Genomic DNA, 16,025 nt, shown 5'->3' with positions numbered 1-16,025 from the left:
CGCAAAGCTGCGAAGCAGAGTGAGGATCGAGGGGTGACGCTGACGCATGACCCCCAGGTTGCTTTTCCAGTAAGGCCAGTAAGGAAAGGAATCGAACGGAATCCGTGTAAGCCACCCAGCTGATGTCCCCTTCTCCCCTGACATGCCACGCTGACTGCACGATGCTCAAGCTCCTGAAGTAAAGGCACACCTTTTCCCTCGCTCTCCCGGTCTACCCTGGGGTGATGCCGGAACGTGCCTCCCCTCCCGCCGCCCGGTGCTTGCCGCGCGGCCCGGAGTGCGTTTTTCTCGCCTCTCTTTCCTCTGCAAAGGATGTGACCTCGCATAGATAAAGTGCATGGCAATACGTCGGGCCTCAAGGCGGCCCAACTCAAGGCTCTGGGCAACCTTTACCGCCGCCGCATCGAGCCGGGGCGGGTTGGCTCGCCTGAACTCGCGCGCAACCTCGCCGAACTCTCGCACGATATCCGCCGCGAAATCAGCGTGCTCATCGACCGCCGGGGCCGGGTGCTCTCGGTCAGCGTGGCCGACGCGAAGGGGGCCGAACTGCCGGGGGTGCGCCTCGGCGAGAACCGCTTGGCGGGCTTTCACCTGCTGCACACCCACCCGCGCGGCGGGGCGCTGAGCAAGGGCGACCTCTCCACCCTGTTTTTGCGGCGACTGGACGCGGTCAGCGCCATCGAGGTGCGCGAGGGGGGTCAGCCCGGCCCCGTGCACACCGCGCATCTCACCCCGCCCGGCACGGTGGGCGAAGAAGAAGATTGGCGCATCCTCGCCCCGGTGCCCAGCTTTCAGATTGACGAGTTTGACCTCGGTGCGCAGGTCGCGGCGCTGGAGGAAGAAATCGCCCGCGCCGCCCGCACCCGCGAGGCCAAAAGAGACCGCGAGCGGGCCATCCTCGTGCAGATTGACGGCGGCGAGTTCGATGCCGAAGAGCGGCTAGAAGAACTCTCGGAGCTGGCGCGAACTGCCGGAGCCGAGGTCGTCCACCGCGAACTCGTCTACCGCCGTCACCTCAAGGCGGGGACACTGGTGGGCGCGGGCAAGCTCGAAGAACTGACCAGCCGGGCCTACCACCTCGACGCCGACCTTCTCATCTTCGGGCAGGAACTTGGCCCAGCTCAGGCCCGCGAGATTGAGGCGGCAACCGGACTCAAGGTCCTGGACCGCACCCAGCTCATCCTCGACATCTTCGCCCTGCACGCGCAGGGGGTCGAGTCGCGGCTGCAAGTCGAGCTGGCGCAACTGCGGTACATGAAACCCCGGCTGCTGGGCGCGGGCGCTCAGCTCTCGCGCATCGGCGGCTCGGCGGGGGGCGCGGCGGGCGGAGCCATCGGCACCCGCGGCCCCGGTGAAACCAAGCTGGAGCTGGACCGCCGCCGCATCAATGACCGCATCGCTTTCCTGGAAAAGCAACTGGAAGGCGTGGCTGTTCGGCGGGAGGAGCGGCGCAAGGCCCGCGCCCGCAACGACGTGCCCGTCATCTCCATCGTGGGGTACACCAACGCGGGCAAGTCCACCCTGCTGAACACCTTTACCCACGCTGCTGAGGAACCGCGCCGGGTGCTGGCCGAGAACAAGCTCTTTGCCACCCTGCGCCCCACGAGCCGCCAGGGCTACATCGAGGGCATCGGCCCGGTGGTCTTCACCGACACGGTGGGCTTTATCCGCGACCTGCCGAGGGACCTCGCCCGCGCCTTTCGCGCCACCCTGGAGGAAATCGGGGATGCCGACGTGCTGCTGCATGTCGTGGACGTGGCAGCACCGGGGGCTGACACCCGTCTCGACGCCGTGAACCGCATCCTCGAAGACCTTGGCTTGCGCGAGCTGCCCACCGTGGTGGCCCTCAACAAGGCCGAGGCCGCTGACCCGGACGTGCTGGCGCGTGAGCTGGAGCGCACGGGCGGCGTGCCCGTCAGCGCCTTGAAATCCTTGGGCATCGGCGACCTCAAAGATGCTCTCGCGGACGCGGTTGCCGGGGTGCAGCGCCGCGAACTCGCCCTGCGAGAAGAAGCGCGGGAGCGGGCGGCGGCGTATCCGTAGAGCACCCTCGCACTGGTCTGGGGGCTGGCGAAGGGGTCAGAGAGCGGACGCTTCTCACCCGGCTGCTCGCCGACCGGGAGTGGCCGCGCTGGGCCAGGCCGGACGCTCACGACCTTGCCCGCTTGCCCGATCTGTTCCTGCGCATTGACGACCTGCTGGCGCGGGACCTCACGCCGACCTGGACGCAGGTGCTGCCGGAACTGGGCAGCGCCTACCCAGCACCGTTGGCCGAGGACCGGGCCACCCATTAAGTTTTTCGCGGCGGCGCATGAACCCCCTGTCCTTCCCCATCCCGGCACAATGCCCGGAGGGTTGGGGCCGCTTCGGCTGAGCTGCTGGCGCACCCCCCCGCAGGAGACCTATGCCGCAAACTTCTCCCCCCTTCGCCAGTTTTTTGATGGGTGGCTTCGAGTGTTCGAGCCACCGCCGCCGCGACCGCACCCGGCTCGACCTGATTGCCGCGACTCAGCATGACCGCTTCGCCCGGCAGGACTATGACCGTCTGCGAGCACGCGGCATCCTCACCGCCCGCGACGGCCTGCGCTGGCACCTGATCGAGACGCGCCCCGGCTCCTACGACTTTTCCAGCTTTTTGCCCATGCTGCGGGCCAGCCGAGCAGCAGGAGTGCAGGTCATCTGGGACCTGATGCACTACGGTTGGCCCGACGATACGAACCCCCTTGCGCCGGGGTTTACCGCACGGGCTGCGGCCTTTGCTGGGGCGGTTGCCCGGCTTCTCGCGGCGGAGGGCGAGACGGCCCCCTGGCTCGTGCCCGTAAACGAAATCAGCTTTTTGGCTTGGGCGGGGGGCGAGGTGGGATACATGAACCCCTGGCGGGAGGGAGAGGGGCACCGGCTCAAGCGGCGGTTGGTGCAGGCCAGCCTGGCCATGATGGACGCGGTGTGGGCCGAGTTGCCCGCGGCCCGCTTCTTGCACACTGAACCCCTCATTCACGTGGTGGCGCACCCCCAACGCCCCGCCGACGCGCCCAATGCGGCGGCCTTTAACCGCGGACAGTTCGAAGCCTGGGACATGCTGGCCGGGACCCTGCATCCCGAACTGGGGGGGCATCCCCGCTACCTCGGCCTCTTGGGGGTGAACTACTACGGCCAAAACCAGTGGGTGCACCATGACTCGCCCGCAGAGCGCGAGCTGTTGCCCCCCGGCCACCCCTGGCGCAGACCGCTGGATGAGATGTTGCAGGAGGTATGGCAACGCTATGGGCGGCCCCTGTGCATCGCCGAGACGGGCGCTGAGGGAGACGCGCGGGTGCCGTGGCTGCGCTCCGTCGGGGAAGAGGTGCGCCGCGCCATGAGCGCCAGAGCGCCCGTTCAGGGGCTGTGCTTCTATCCCATCCTCGACTACCCCGGCTGGGACGACGACCGCCACTGCCCCACAGGGCTGTGGGGCTACGCCGACGACGCGGGTCACCGCCCGGAGTACCCTCCCCTGGCCGAGGAGTTGGCGGCCCAGGCCCAGGCTTTCGCCGCCCTCTAGGAGGGTGCTCAGAAAGCTCGCCGCCCGGCCCTTCTTCATGCGCCGTTCGTGAGCGCTCATCGTGCTTTTCATCAAGATGAAGCGAGGCCTTTTTTGCTACACTTCCTTGTGCCGGAAATCCCGGCCATACCTGGGGGTGACCCGGTTTCGACAGGGGAACTGAAGGTGATGCTGCGTGTCGGGGAGCCGTTGGCCCCGTCAACAAACGGCAACGCCATTAACTGGCAACCAGAACTACGCTCTCGCTGCTTAAGTGAGACAGTGACCGCCTAGCCCGGCCTTTGGCGAGGCGCGAACTGCAACAAAAGAAGGCTAGCCGACGCGAGGCTCCATAGCAGCAGGCGAACCTGAGTGGAGATAAGGCTGCAGGAAACCCGCCCGTTGGTGGCCTGCCGCCCGACAACCAAACAGCGGGATACACACGTAGATGCACGCTGGACGGACCTTTGGACGGCGGTTCGACTCCGCCCACCTCCACCATCAAGCCCCGCCGGGGAGAGGCGGGGCTTTTGCTTGGTTGCCTTTGCTTCTGGGCGCCGACAAGTGCTAACCACGTCGGGGAAGGCCCTAGGCAGCAAGACAAACAAAAAAACCCGCGCAGCGTGTGCGCGGGCTTTTGGCTGATGCCAAGTGGTGGCGATGGACGGACTTGAACCGTCGACCTAACGATTATGAGTCGTTCGCTCTAACCAGCTGAGCTACATCGCCTTGAAAAGTGCCCCGCCGAGAAGCGGGGCCTTGTGGTGGAGCTGAGGGGATTCGAACCCCTGACCTTCTGAATGCCATTCAGACGCGCTCCCAACTGCGCCACAGCCCCGAAGGCCCGGTTAGATTACAGTGGCCCCTCCAACTTGTCAACGGCTTCCCGCGAGTCCGGTTGTGCGCCGCGGGCCGCGAGGGCCACGTACCCCTCAATGAGGTGCACCACGACGGGGTTATGGGTATGAACGCCGTGCGCCTCGCCGCTCCTGCCCTCCTCGATGAAGTGAGCGATGACCGCCGCCTCGCCGTCGCGGGCAAGCAAAAAGGCCCGCTGGCCTTCGGCAGCGATGGAGGGCAGGCCCGCGAGGGCAGCGCGGCGCAGCTCGACCCCGCGGGGGGTGAGGCGCTCCAGGCGGTCCGCCAGGGCGGTCTCGCCCGCCATCGACACTCGCCGCCGGGCATTGAGGGTCAGGTCTTCGCACAGGCTGCGGATGGCCGCTTCGCCGTAAAGGTGGTAGACGGCTTCTGGAGCGGGATCGGGCGCGAGGCGCGAAAGGTCGCGGTCCAGGGCACCGAGGCGGTCGTCAAAGGCGCGCCGGGCGCGGGCGAGATACTCGCGGGCGCTGAGGGGCGCATATTCCAGCGGGTTTTGACCCACCCGCGCCGCGAGGCCGCGACCTTCAAGGCGCTCCAGCGTCTCGTAGATTTTGGGCCGGGGAATGCCTGCTTGCCGCGCGATGCGGGCGGGCACAGCGCGGCCCAGGGCGAGCAGGGCGGTGTAGGCACGCGCCTCATACTCGGTGAGTCCCAACGCTTGCAGGTGAATCACGGCGCTCATCGGTGCTCAGCATACGGGAAGCCCGCTCGCGCCCCGCAGAGAAGCGCAGGCCCGCTCCCGGCGGGCTGTCCCTCCTACAGAAACGCAAACCTTACACCCGGTTCATTGATTTCGGATAAAGAGGCTCCTACCCTGCGAGGTGCCCAACCAATTCAGCCGCGTGGCCCCCAGCTGGCTCCGCGCCCCCCTCCGCCTTCGCTCGACTCCAGGAGGCCTCCATGACCGTTTCCCGTCTGCCTTCCGCCGCCGCGCCCACCCGCAACCCGGCCTATGCCCGGCTGGTCACGGAGCGCAACCGCTTCACGGTGCTGATGACCGTGACGTTTTTGGTGCTGTATTTGTTGTTGCCCATCCTGGCGGGCTACAACAAGCCCCTGATGGCGACCAAGGTCTTTGGGAACGTGACCTTCGGATATGTCCTCGCCTTCGCGCAGTTCATCATGGGCTGGGTGATGGCGGCGGTCTACGTCTTTAAGGCTCGGACCTTTGACCGTCTGGCGCAGGAGGCCGTGCAATGACCTTTTTGCTCTCTGCCCTTATTGTTGCGCTCACGTTGGCCGTCACCTTCTGGGCCTCACGGCGCAACACCAGCGCTTCGGACTTTTACGTGGCGGGCGGGCGCATCAGCGCGGGGCAAAACGGCGTCGCCATTGCCGGAGACTACATGAGCGCGGCGTCTTTCTTGGGCATCACTGGCCTTATCGCGCTCAACGGCTACGACGGCTTCATGTACTCGGTGGGATTTTTCATCGCTTATCTGACGGTGCTCTTTATTGTCGCCGAGCCGCTCAGGAATCTGGGCAAATATACCCTGGCGGATATGCTGGTCTACCGCCTCAAGGACCCTCGCGTCCGGACCTACGCGGCGGTCAGCACCATCGTCGTGAGCGCATTTTACATGATTGCGCAGGTCGTGGGAGCGGGCAGCCTGATCAGCCTGCTGTCGGGCGGGGCGCTCACGCCAAGCGTTGCCATTCCGCTCGTCGGCGTGCTGATGATTATCTATGTGGTGGTTGGCGGAATGCTCGCGACGACCTGGGTGCAAATCATCAAGGCCGTGCTGCTGATGTTCGCGACCGGCCTGATGACGGTGCTCATTTTGAACCGCTTCGGGTGGAGTTTTTCCAGCTTGCTGGGGGCAGCAGAGCGGCTGAACGGTGCGTCCTTCTTGGGCGCGGGCGTGAAGTACACCAATCCCATCGACCTGATCAGCCTTTGCCTCGCGCTGGTGCTGGGCACCGCCGGATTGCCGCACATCCTGGTGCGTTTTTACACCGTGCCCACCGCGCAGGACGCCCGCAAAAGCGTGGTCTGGGCAATGGTCCTGATTGGGGCCTTTTACGTGATGACCGCCTTTATGGGCAACGCCGCCAACGTGCTGGTGGGCCGTGAGGCCATCGTCACGGCCAACGCGGCGGGCAACATGGCTGCGCCCCTGCTCGCGCAGGAGTTGTTCGGCGGGGCCGGAACGCTGGGCGGCGAGTTCGGGCTGGCCTTCGTGACTGCGGTGGCTTTTGCGACCATCCTCGCGGTGGTGGCGGGCCTCACCATCGCGGCAAGCACCTCCTTTACCCACGACATCTACAAGGGCGTCATCCGCAAGGGACAGGCCACCGAGCGCGAGGAGTTCCGGGTGGCCCGGCTCGCCACGGTCGCGGTCGGGGTCATCGCCATCTTGCTGGGTCTGGCGGCCCAAACGCAGAACGTGGCCTTTCTCGTCGCGCTGGCCTTTGCGATTGCGGCGAGCTCCAACCTGCCGGTCATTCTCTTTACCCTGTTTTGGCGCAAGTTCAACGCGACCGGGGCCATCTGGGGCATCGTGGGCGGCATCCTGACCTGCCTTGCCCTCATCGCCGTCAGCCCCAACATCCGCGGCATCGACCCGCCCGAAAAGACCACCGGGCGGCACCTGGTGCAGGCCGCGCCCCTCTTCCCGCTGGAAAACCCCGGCATCGTCTCCATCCCTGTGGGCTTCGCCTTGGCCGCCATCGGCACCCTGCTGGGGGCGCGGCGGCGGCGCGAGGAGGAGGACCAAGCCTTCGAGGAGATGCAGTTCCGCGCCTACACCGGAGCGGGGGTCGACGGCACGGTCGCCGCGCACGACTGAGGGGCGGGGCCTGCCTCCAGTCACCAGCGGCCAGCCGCCCGCCCAAGCCCCCGGTCCCCCTGCCGGGGGTCTCCCGCTTCCCGCCCAACGTCTTGAACCCGGTGCAGTACCCCCCGCGTAACGGCGGGCGCGTGGCAGCCCCCCGCGCTCTACAGTGAGGACCTCCACAACCCGCCTCGTTTCTACCCTTTCGGAGGTGTGCCATGACCCAGCCGGCCACGAACGACCACATCGACAACCTGCTGCACGAGGAACGAGTCATCCCGCCTCCCGAAAGCTTCGTGGCCCGCGCCCGCCTCTCGCGGGAGGAGTACGACCGCCTCTACCGCCGCAGCCTCGACGACCCGGACGGCTTCTGGAGCGACGTGGCCGGAGAGCTGCACTGGATGCGGCGCTGGGACCGGGTGCTGGACTGGCAGGAACCGCACGCGAGGTGGTTCGTGGGCGGGCAGACGAATGTAGCCTACAACGCGCTTGACCGCCACGTCGCGGCGGGGCGGGGCGAGAAGACGGCCATCCTCTGGGAGGCCGAGGACGGGGAGGTCCGGCGCTACACCTATTCGGAGTTGCTGCGCGAGGTGAAGCGGGCCGCGAACGCCCTGACCGCGCTGGGGGTGGAACAGGGCGACCGGGTGACCCTCTACCTGCCCCTCATCCCTGAAGCCGCGATTGCCATGCTCGCCTGTGCCCGCATCGGGGCGATTCACAGCGTGGTGTTCGGGGGCTTTTCCGTCTCGGCGCTCGCCGACCGCATCAACGACGCGGGGAGCAAGCTGCTGATTACCGCCGATGCGGGGCAGCGCCGGGGCAGCCTGGTCAACCTCAAGGCGAATGCAGACGAGGCGGCCAACAGTACGCCCAGCCTGGAGCGGATGCTGGTGGTCTGTCGCTCGAACTGTGACGCCCCCATGCAGCCGGGCCGCGACCTCTGGTGGCACGAGGCGCTGGCGGGGGCCGGGGACGAGCACGAGGCGGCCCCCCTCGACAGTGAGCATCCCCTCTTCGTGCTGTACACCTCCGGCAGCACGGGCAAGCCCAAGGGGGTGCTGCACACGACGGGCGGGTACATGGTGGGCACGTACCTCACCACGGGAACCGTCTTCGACCTGCGCGACGACGACGTGTACTGGTGCACCGCCGACGTGGGCTGGGTGACCGGGCACTCCTACAGCGTGTACGGGCCGCTGCTGAACGGCGCGACCGTGCTGATGTACGAGGGGGCACCCAACCACCCCGACTGGGGCCGCTTCTGGCAAATCGTCGAGCGGCACCGGGTCAGCATCCTCTACACCGCGCCGACCGCCATCCGCGCCTTTATGCGGCAGGGGGACGAGCTGCCGGGCCGCTGCGACCTGAGCAGCCTGCGCCTGCTGGGGTCGGTGGGCGAACCCATCAACCCCGAAGCGTGGATGTGGTACTGGCGGGTCATCGGCGGGGGGCGCTGCCCGGTCGTGGATACCTGGTGGCAAACCGAGACGGGGGCCATCATGCTGACCACCCTGCCGGGTGCCCACCCCAGCAAACCCGGCAGCGCGGGCCTCCCGATGTTCGGGGTCGAACCCGCCATCATGACCAAAGGCGGCGAGGAACTTGGCCCTGACGACGGCGGCTTCCTCGTCATCAAACGGCCCTGGCCCTCCATGTTGCGAACGGTGTGGGGCGACGACGAGCGCTACCGCAAGTCCTACTGGGGCGAGATTCCGGGTGTGTACTTTGCCGGGGACGGTGCTCGGCGCGACCGTGACGGCTACGTCACCGTGATGGGCCGGGTGGACGACGTACTCAATGTCTCCGGGCACCGCCTGGGCACGATGGAAATCGAGTCAGCGCTTGTCGCGCACCCCTCGGTCGCGGAAGCCGCTGTGGTGGGCCGCCCGGACGAGGTCAAGGGCGAGGGCGTGGTCGCCTTTGTGCTCCCCCAGAGTGGCCAGCAGGTGGACCCCGCCGCCCTGCGTGCCCACGTCAGCCGCGAGATTGGGGCGCTCGCCCGCCCCGACGCCATCATCGTGGCCGACGCCCTGCCCAAGACCCGCAGCGGCAAAATCATGCGCCGCTTTCTGCGCCAGATTGCGGCGGGGCGACCCATCGAGGGCGATACGAGCACCCTGGAAGACCCCAGCGTGCTGGAGCGGCTGGCGGCGACCCCGGTGGCGTGAGGACCACCAGCGGTTAGCCCAACCCACAGCAACTCGGCAAAAGAGCCGGGGGGACGCTGCGACACGTCCCCCCGCCAGGGTCACCCGCTGGCCCGCCGGGGCCGCTCATGCAGCCAGGCCGCCGCGACCAGCCCCGCCACGAAGCCGAAAAGATGCGCTTCCCACGACACCAGCGGGTCGGTGGGCAGCACCCCCCACAGCGCCCCGCCGTACAGGAAGAGGGCCAGCAGCGCCGCCAGAATCGCCCCCGGTGTTCGCTCCCACCAGCCCACCCCCAGGAGGTAGGCGAGGTACCCGAACACCAGCAGGCTGGCCCCCAGGTGCAGGCTCTCGCCCCGCCCCAGCAGCCACACCAGCCCGCCGCCGAGGAGGATGATGACGGCATTGGCCGCCAGAAAGCGCCCCATCCCCCGCAGCGCCCCCATAAAGGCCAGCACCGCCAGCGGCCCCGTATTGGCCACCAGGTGCGCAAAATCGCCATGCAAGAAGGGCGCGGTCAGCACGTTCTCCAGCCGGGCCAGGTCGCGCGGGACGATGCCGTAGAGGTCGAGGCTGCCGCCGAAGGCGAACTGGTCGATGACCTCCTGCGCCCACACGCCCCCCACCAGCAACGCCGTTAGCAAAAAGGCCGCCCCCACGGGCGAGCGGGGACGGCGCGGAGGCGGGGAACGCATGGCCTTCAGTTTGCCGCAGCGGGGTGCAGAGGGCGGGGTCAGCCCGCGACTCGCCCGCGCAGCGCCCCCCGCTGCTGGAGGTATTCGGCGATTTGCACGGCGTTCAGCGCTGCGCCCTTGAGGAGTTGGTCGCCCGCCACAAAGAGGTCTAGGCCGCCCTCAAACACCAGGCTGGAGCGGATGCGCCCAACCTCCACGTCGTATTTGCCCGTCGCGGTGAGGGGCATGGGATAGAGCTGGCTCGCCGGGTCGTCGCGGACCTCCACGCCCGCCGCTGCCCGCAGCAGCTCGCGGGCCTGCTCCGGGGTCGCCGGGCGCTCCAGCTCCAGGGTAATCGCCTCGGCGTGGGTCCGTAGGGTGGGAATGCGGACGGCGGTGCAGCTGATGCGCAGCGACTCGTCTCCGATGATTTTGCGCGTCTCCCAGACCACCTTCATCTCCTCGCGGGTGTAGCCGTTCTCTCCGAAGGCGTCAATCTGCGGGATGACGTTAAAGGGGATGGGATAGGCAAACACCTCGGCCCCCGCTTTCTGGCCGTGCAGCACCCTATGGGTCTGGGTGAGCAGTTCGTCCATGCCCTTTTGCCCGGCCCCACTGGTGGCCTGGTAGGTTGAGACGATCATCCGCCGCACCCCAAAGGCCCGGTGCAGCGGCGCGACCGCCACCGCGGCGATGGCCGTCGTGCAGTTGGGGTTGGCGATGATGCCCCGGTGCGCGAGGGCCGCGTCGCCGTTCACTTCGGGCACCACCAGGGGGACTTCCGGGTCATAGCGGAAGGCGCTGGAGTTGTCGATAACAACCGCCCCGCCCTCCACCCATGCCGGGGCGAGCGCTTTGCTGATGCTGCCGCCCGCCGAGGCGAGAATGACGTCGGCGTCAATGGCTCCTTCTGGGGTCGCTTGCACGGAAAGCTCGCGCCCCGCAAAGGTCAGGGTGCGGCCCGCCGAGCGCGGGCTGGCGTACAGCTGCAATTCGTCAAAGTTCAGCGTGCTCTGTTCGAGGACCCGCAAGAGTTCGTGGCCGACCGCTCCGGTGGCTCCCACAATGGCGACGCGCATAGGTTCTCCTTCCAGGAAACTCCGCCGCGCGGGGAGGAATGGGGCGCGGGCGGCCAAGACATGGGAGGGCCGCCTCTGAGGATTCGGGGAGTGGGCGGCCCATGGGGCAAGGTACCCGCCGGGGGGTGGGGGGTCAAGCGGGGTGCCGCCCCGGCGCACGGCTGCGCTATGCTGCCCCCATCGCCAAGTTCAAGGCCGAGTGGTGGGGGTCCGTGCTCCCCTCACTCGGAGACGGGAGTCGCTGGTATGCCCGCGAGGATTCGCATCTACGGTCAGGAAGCCACCTTCGCCCAGGGCCGCTGGGCCTGCGCCGACGAGACCTTGCAGGCCATGTTGCAGGCCCTCGCCGACCCCCGCGCCACCAGTCCAGACGCCGAATTCAAGCACGCCCGCTACGCCGCTGGGCGCTTTGGGGGGCAAGTCGCCGTTGGGGACGGCTGGGAGGCCGCGCCCCTCCCCGAACCCGAACTCCGCTTGGAGGACTTTGCCCCGTCCGGTCGCCCGCAGGCTGCCGGATGGCTGTCCTTTCTGCGCAAACGCCGCTAAAGGCTGACCTCTGCCCCCCTTTACCCCTTCTCGCCCAGCCGCCGCTCATTGCCCGCTCGCAGCCGGGCGACATTGTCGCGGTGCTGCCAGACCATCAAGGCGACGAGGGCCGTCACGATGAGGCTGAGCCACAGCGGTTGCCCGGTGACCCACGCGACGAGGGCCGCCGCCACGCCCCCCAGGATGCTTCCGGCAGACACCAACCGGGTCAGGGCGACCGTAAGCAGCCCGATGACAGCCATCCCCAGCCCGGCACTCGGCAAGAGAACCGCCAGCGTGCCGAAGGTGGTCGCCACACCCTTGCCACCCCGGAACCCCAAGAAGGGGCTGAAGTTGTGCCCGATGACGGCAGTGGCCCCGCACAGGGCAGCTTGGACGTCGCTTAAGCCTGCCGCCCGCGCGAGGAGGACGGCGAGCGCTCCCTTGGCGACATCAAACACGGCGACCACCGCCGCCGGACCCTTGCCCACCGACCGCAGCACGTTGGTGGCACCGCTGTTGCCGCTGCCCACCCGGCGGATATCGATGCCGCGGGTACGAGCGACCCAGGCGGCAGCGGGAAGAGACCCCAGCAGGTAAGACAGGGCCAAGAGGAGCACGAACAGCAGCGGGTTCAAAGGTGCATCACCCCCCCATTTTACGGGGCGAGGCCCCAATCCCCCCGCTGGGGGGCCGCGAGTCTCAAGAACAGGTCACCTCAGCGGGGCAGAACCTTCACGCAGGGGCGTGGGCGAGCCGCTAGGGTGCGGGGCGTGTCTTCTGTGCCGCCCCCCTCCGCCTCTGAGGCGGCTCGCCTGGCTGCGCTGGCCCGGTACCGCATCCTGGATGCGCCGCCCGAAGCGTCGTTTGAGCGCGTCGCTCGGCTGGCGGCGCGGGTGCTGGGGGTGCCGCTTGCTGCCGTCAATCTGGTCGGCGAGGGCCACCAGTGGACCAAGGCCTGCGTGGGCGGGGACACCACCGAGACCACCCTCAACGAGTCCTTTTGCGTGTGGACGGTGCGGCAGCAAGAGGGGGTACTCCTCGTGCCCGACGCTCGGCGGGACCCCCGCTTTCGCGACCTGCCCAGCGTGCGGTCGGGCCAGGTGGTCGCCTATGCGGGGGCACCCCTCATGACCCCGGACGGGCACCGCATCGGCACCCTGTGTGTCACGGCACCGGAGGCGCGGGACTTCACCCCCGCCGAGGCCGAGACGCTGGAACTGCTTGCCGGAATGGTCGTCGACGAACTGGAGCTGCGGCTGCGCACCGAGGAACTCACCCGTGCCCGCGACCAGGCCCACACTCTGCGCGACCTCGCGGAGCTGATGGGCGAGCCGCTCGGTCCGGGCGAGATGGCGCGGCGGGCGCTGCGGCTGCTGGGGGGTGCGATGCGGCTGGACTGGGCGGGGCTGCTGCATCTTTCCGCCGAGGGCGCGGAAGTCCTGAGTGACCACGCTTCGGCCCCCGCCGACGGGTTCGGGGCCGAGGTGCGCTGGCGGCTCCTTGACCCGGCGGGCGGACTGCGGTCCACCCTGCTGGGCTGGGAGCGGGTCTTTCTGGACGACGCGGAAGCCGTCGCCCAGCGCTGCCCCGACCTGCTGCGCAATGGCCTCGCGAGCGCGGCGTGGCTGCACGTACAGGTCGAAGAAGCACGCCACATGCCGGGCGGGGCTTATGTGCTGCTGCTCGCCCGGCTGGGCGACCCCGCCGTGTGGCTCCCTGAAGAGCGTCTCTTGCTCGAAGCCGCCGCCCGCAGCGTGGGGGTGGCGCTGGAGCGGGCCGAGTACCTGCAAGCGCTGGAGCGGGCGGCCCTGACCGACGCCCTGACCGGGCTGGGCAACCGCCGGGCGCTTGACGACGCCCTCGATGAGGCCGACGCCCGACTCGCGGCGGGGCAGGGGTACGTGCTGGGGGTGGTGGACCTCGACGGCATGAAGCGGGTCAACGACGAGCGCGGGCACGCCAGCGGCGACGACCTGCTGCGCGAGTTTGGGCGCGGGCTGCTGGCCCCCGGCTTGCGGGCCTACCGCCTGGGCGGGGATGAGTACGCGTTGCTCGCTCCGGTCCCCCCCGGCGACGACCCGGCGCGGCAGGCCGAGCGGCTGCGCCGCCAGGTCCGGGAGGCCATCCGGCGGGTGCAGGAGCAGGGCTACCCGGCAGACGCCTCGCTGGGGCTGGCCGCCGTGCCGGGCGACGCGCCGGGAGCCACCGCCGCTCTGCGCCGCGCCGACGCCTGCATGTACGAGGAAAAGCGGGCGCGGCGGGCAGGCCGGGAAGACCGCCAGGGTGCCGCCGCCGAGCAGCCGCTAGCCTAAGGCACATGACGGTTACCCTGCTCGACCATGTCGCTATTGCCACGCCCGACCTCGCTGCCGGAAGTGCGCCCTACCTCGCCTTGGGCCTGCACCCTGAGGGACCCGACGAGGAAGTGCCCTCGCAGGGCGTTCGGGTCCGCGCCTTCGTGGTTGGCGCGACCCTGATAGAGCTGCTGGCCCCCACCCGTCCCGACAGCCCGATTGCGGCTTTTCTGGCCAAGCGCGGCCCCGGCCTGCACCACACGGCCTACCGGGTCGCAGACCTGGAGGCCGAGATGACCCGGCTGCGCGGGGAAGGTGCCCGCTTTCTCTCCGACGCGCCCACGCCGGGCCGTGCTGGAACCCGCGTTGCCTTCCTCCACCCGAAGTGGGGCGAAGGCACCCTGATAGAACTCGTTGAGCACCCCGCCGGGGGCCGGGGGCATTGACCCGCCCGGCCCGGCCCGGCTGGTGGGGTCCGGCTTTGCTGCTCATGGGGACGATTTGGCAGTTGAGTTCGCGGAGCGATACGCCCGGCCCGCCGCTGCCGCATCCCCTTGACTGGGCTGCCCATTTCCTGGCCTATCTCGCGCTGGCCTACGCGCTCGCACGGGCCACCGGACGCCGGGGCCTCGCCGTGGTGCTGGCCGCCTGGTTTGGCGCTGCCGACGAAGTTCATCAGGCCTTTGTGCCGGGCCGCGAAGCGGGGTTGAGCGACTGGCTCGCGGACCTCGCCGGAGCGGGGGTGGGGGCGTGGTGGGCGCTGGCGCGTGCCCCGACCGGGGAGGGGTGACCCGCCCCCCCGCCCTCTTGCCCCGCAGGGTGCTCAGCTCTGCCGCCCCGCCCGCCGCAGCACCACCCCGGCGACCACCGTCCCCGCGAGGCTCAAGAGCGCCGCAAGGTAAAAGGCCGCGCCGGGTTCGTGGTACGGGTTGCCGGGCCGGGTAAAGGCTGCAAAGACGCTCGTGGCGACGAGCGGCCCGGCAATCCCGACGAGGCTTTGCACGCTGGTGAGTGCCCCCTGCACCCGCCCCTGCTCGGTGGGGTCCACCCGGCGGCTGATGAGGCCCTGGATGGCCGGACCCGCGATGCCCGCGAGTGACCCCAGCACGATGGAGGCGTACAGCAGGCCGTCCGTGCGGGCCGCCCCCAGCAGCAGGTACTGCATAACCCCCAGGCCCAGCCCGGTGAGGATGGCCCCGCGCTCGCCGAGCACCCGGACCGCCGTGCCCACCAGCCCCGCTTGCACGACCGCCGAGAGCAGACCCACCAGCGCGAGCGCCAGCCCATTTTGGGTGGCGGTCCAGCCCAGCACCCGCGTCGTGAAGAGGACCCAGGTGCTGAAGATGGTCTGCTGCGCCAGCCCAAGCAGCACGAAGGCGGCGGCGAGATTCCGCACGAGGGGATAGTGGCCCAGCACCGCGAGGGGCGCGAGCGGGCTAAGGCGGAGGCGCTCCGGGGTGCCCCGGCGCTCCGGCGGCAACGATTCGGGCAGAATGAAAAAGCCGTAGGCCGCGTTCAGCAGCGCGAGCACCGCCGCCGCCAGGAAGGGCAGCCGGGCATTCACGTCGCCCAGCACCCCGCCCAGCGCCGGCCCCAGGATGAAGCCCACCCCAAAGGTGGCCCCCAACAGCCCGAAGGACCGGGCGCGGTGTTCGGGGGCCGTCACATCTGCCAGGTACGCATTCGCCACCGTGATGCTCGCCCCGGTGATCCCGGCCAGCACCCGGCCCAAAAAGAGCCACCACAGGTTCGGCGCGAAAGAGAGCAGCAGGTAATCCAGCCCCAGCCCGGTGAGGCTCAGCAGCAGCACCGGCCGCCGCCCATAGCGGTCCGACAACGCCCCCAGGAGGGGCGCGAACACGAACTGCATCAGCGCGTAGACCGCCGTAAACACGCCCAGCAGCCGCGCCCCCTGGGTGGGGTCCCCGGCGAGGTCGCTCACCAGCCCCGGAAAGACCGGGATGATGAGGCCGATGCCCATCACGTCCAGCAGGACCGTCAGCAGGATGAAGGGCAGCGCGGCACGCCGGGCCGGGGCGGGGGAGGGCAGGGGAGAGGAGGTCACCCGCCGAGTGTAGGGGCGAGGCTGGCCACCAACCATGGGCCAAAACGCTTGCCCCTCTCCGC

At 68.9% G+C, this 16,025-nt stretch carries 15 protein-coding genes, 2 tRNA genes and 1 other RNA gene; 11 read left to right on the top strand and 7 right to left on the bottom strand.

The window, feature by feature from the left end:
- Positions 1 to 333 precede the first annotated feature (333 nt).
- From hflX to ssrA, 4 genes are all read left to right on the top strand, one after another.
- On the top strand, positions 334 to 2,043 hold the full coding sequence (gene hflX / locus H565_RS0104990; protein ID WP_027460075.1) for a GTPase HflX: 1,710 nt from the start codon (positions 334 to 336) through the stop codon (positions 2,041 to 2,043).
- 122 nt (positions 2,044 to 2,165) lie between these two features.
- Positions 2,166 to 2,294 (top strand): hypothetical protein, encoded by a 129-nt coding sequence (locus H565_RS16950; protein ID WP_281170893.1) that lies wholly within the window; start codon positions 2,166 to 2,168, stop codon positions 2,292 to 2,294.
- 110 nt (positions 2,295 to 2,404) lie between these two features.
- Positions 2,405 to 3,541 carry a beta-glucosidase gene (locus tag H565_RS0104980; RefSeq protein WP_027460074.1) on the top strand — a complete coding sequence of 379 codons (1,137 nt, stop codon included), beginning with the start codon at positions 2,405 to 2,407 and terminating at the stop codon, positions 3,539 to 3,541.
- A 132-nt stretch (positions 3,542 to 3,673) separates the two neighbouring features.
- Positions 3,674 to 4,021, top strand: a transfer-messenger RNA (tmRNA) gene (gene ssrA / locus H565_RS15970).
- A 151-nt stretch (positions 4,022 to 4,172) separates the two neighbouring features.
- Here ssrA and H565_RS0104975 read toward each other — a convergent pair.
- The 3 genes from H565_RS0104975 to H565_RS14360 all read right to left on the bottom strand — a co-directional run bounded on the left by H565_RS0104975 (position 4,173) and on the right by H565_RS14360 (position 5,081).
- Positions 4,173 to 4,249, bottom strand: a tRNA-Met gene (locus H565_RS0104975).
- A 33-nt stretch (positions 4,250 to 4,282) separates the two neighbouring features.
- Positions 4,283 to 4,358 (bottom strand) — tRNA-Ala (locus tag H565_RS0104970).
- A gap of 15 nt (positions 4,359 to 4,373) precedes the next feature.
- The gene (locus H565_RS14360; protein ID WP_051363423.1) at positions 4,374 to 5,081 is read right to left on the bottom strand and encodes a TrmB family transcriptional regulator; all 708 of its coding nucleotides are present in this window, start codon (positions 5,079 to 5,081) and stop codon (positions 4,374 to 4,376) included.
- Between the two features lie 218 nt (positions 5,082 to 5,299).
- Here H565_RS14360 and H565_RS0104960 point away from each other — a divergent pair, with 218 nt between their 5' ends.
- The 3 genes from H565_RS0104960 (at position 5,300) to acs (ending at position 9,344) form a co-directional block, all read left to right on the top strand.
- On the top strand, positions 5,300 to 5,599 hold the full coding sequence (locus H565_RS0104960) for a DUF485 domain-containing protein (RefSeq protein WP_027460073.1): 300 nt from the start codon (positions 5,300 to 5,302) through the stop codon (positions 5,597 to 5,599).
- A complete protein-coding gene (locus tag H565_RS0104955) occupies positions 5,596 to 7,188 on the top strand; it encodes a solute symporter family protein (protein ID WP_027460072.1) in 1,593 nt (530 codons plus the stop codon). The genes H565_RS0104960 and H565_RS0104955 overlap by 4 nt, the downstream gene beginning before the upstream one ends.
- Positions 7,189 to 7,391: 203 nt before the next feature.
- On the top strand, positions 7,392 to 9,344 hold the full coding sequence (gene acs / locus H565_RS0104950) for an acetate--CoA ligase (RefSeq protein ID WP_027460071.1): 1,953 nt from the start codon (positions 7,392 to 7,394) through the stop codon (positions 9,342 to 9,344).
- Between the two features lie 80 nt (positions 9,345 to 9,424).
- Here acs and H565_RS0104945 read toward each other — a convergent pair whose 3' ends face one another.
- Both H565_RS0104945 and H565_RS0104940 read right to left on the bottom strand, forming a co-directional pair.
- Positions 9,425 to 10,018: a rhomboid family intramembrane serine protease gene (locus H565_RS0104945; RefSeq protein WP_027460070.1), complete on the bottom strand. Its 594-nt coding sequence runs from the start codon at positions 10,016 to 10,018 to the stop codon at positions 9,425 to 9,427.
- A 38-nt stretch (positions 10,019 to 10,056) separates the two neighbouring features.
- Entirely contained in the window at positions 10,057 to 11,076 is a 1,020-nt protein-coding gene (locus H565_RS0104940) for an aspartate-semialdehyde dehydrogenase (protein WP_027460069.1), read from the bottom strand.
- Positions 11,077 to 11,322: 246 nt separating this feature from the next.
- Between H565_RS0104940 and H565_RS0104935 the strand changes: the two genes are divergently transcribed.
- Positions 11,323 to 11,622: a hypothetical protein gene (locus H565_RS0104935; protein ID WP_027460068.1), complete on the top strand. Its 300-nt coding sequence runs from the start codon at positions 11,323 to 11,325 to the stop codon at positions 11,620 to 11,622.
- A gap of 20 nt (positions 11,623 to 11,642) precedes the next feature.
- On the opposite strand, the gene plsY is transcribed toward H565_RS0104935, so the two are convergent.
- Positions 11,643 to 12,239, bottom strand: coding sequence for a glycerol-3-phosphate 1-O-acyltransferase PlsY (plsY, locus tag H565_RS0104930; protein WP_245576164.1), 597 nt, complete (start codon positions 12,237 to 12,239; stop codon positions 11,643 to 11,645).
- Positions 12,240 to 12,374: 135 nt separating this feature from the next.
- On the opposite strand from plsY, the gene H565_RS15680 reads away from it, so the two are divergent.
- The 3 genes from H565_RS15680 to H565_RS14350 are packed head-to-tail and all read left to right on the top strand — an operon-like array spanning position 12,375 to position 14,688.
- Positions 12,375 to 13,916, top strand: coding sequence for a sensor domain-containing diguanylate cyclase (locus H565_RS15680; RefSeq protein ID WP_051363422.1), 1,542 nt, complete (start codon positions 12,375 to 12,377; stop codon positions 13,914 to 13,916).
- A 5-nt stretch (positions 13,917 to 13,921) separates the two neighbouring features.
- Positions 13,922 to 14,344 (top strand): VOC family protein, encoded by a 423-nt coding sequence (locus H565_RS0104920; protein WP_027460066.1) that lies wholly within the window; start codon positions 13,922 to 13,924, stop codon positions 14,342 to 14,344.
- Positions 14,341 to 14,688 (top strand): VanZ family protein, encoded by a 348-nt coding sequence (locus H565_RS14350; RefSeq protein WP_034408431.1) that lies wholly within the window; start codon positions 14,341 to 14,343, stop codon positions 14,686 to 14,688. The genes H565_RS0104920 and H565_RS14350 overlap by 4 nt, the downstream gene beginning before the upstream one ends.
- A 33-nt stretch (positions 14,689 to 14,721) precedes the next feature.
- On the opposite strand, the gene H565_RS0104910 is transcribed toward H565_RS14350, so the two are convergent.
- Positions 14,722 to 15,963 (bottom strand): TCR/Tet family MFS transporter, encoded by a 1,242-nt coding sequence (locus H565_RS0104910; protein WP_245576163.1) that lies wholly within the window; start codon positions 15,961 to 15,963, stop codon positions 14,722 to 14,724.
- Positions 15,964 to 16,025 lie beyond the last annotated feature (62 nt).

The organism is Deinococcus murrayi DSM 11303 (genome assembly GCF_000482805.1).
In the GTDB taxonomy this organism is placed as follows: domain Bacteria; phylum Deinococcota; class Deinococci; order Deinococcales; family Deinococcaceae; genus Deinococcus; species Deinococcus murrayi.
This window is presented reverse-complemented; position numbering and strand designations above follow the sequence as displayed.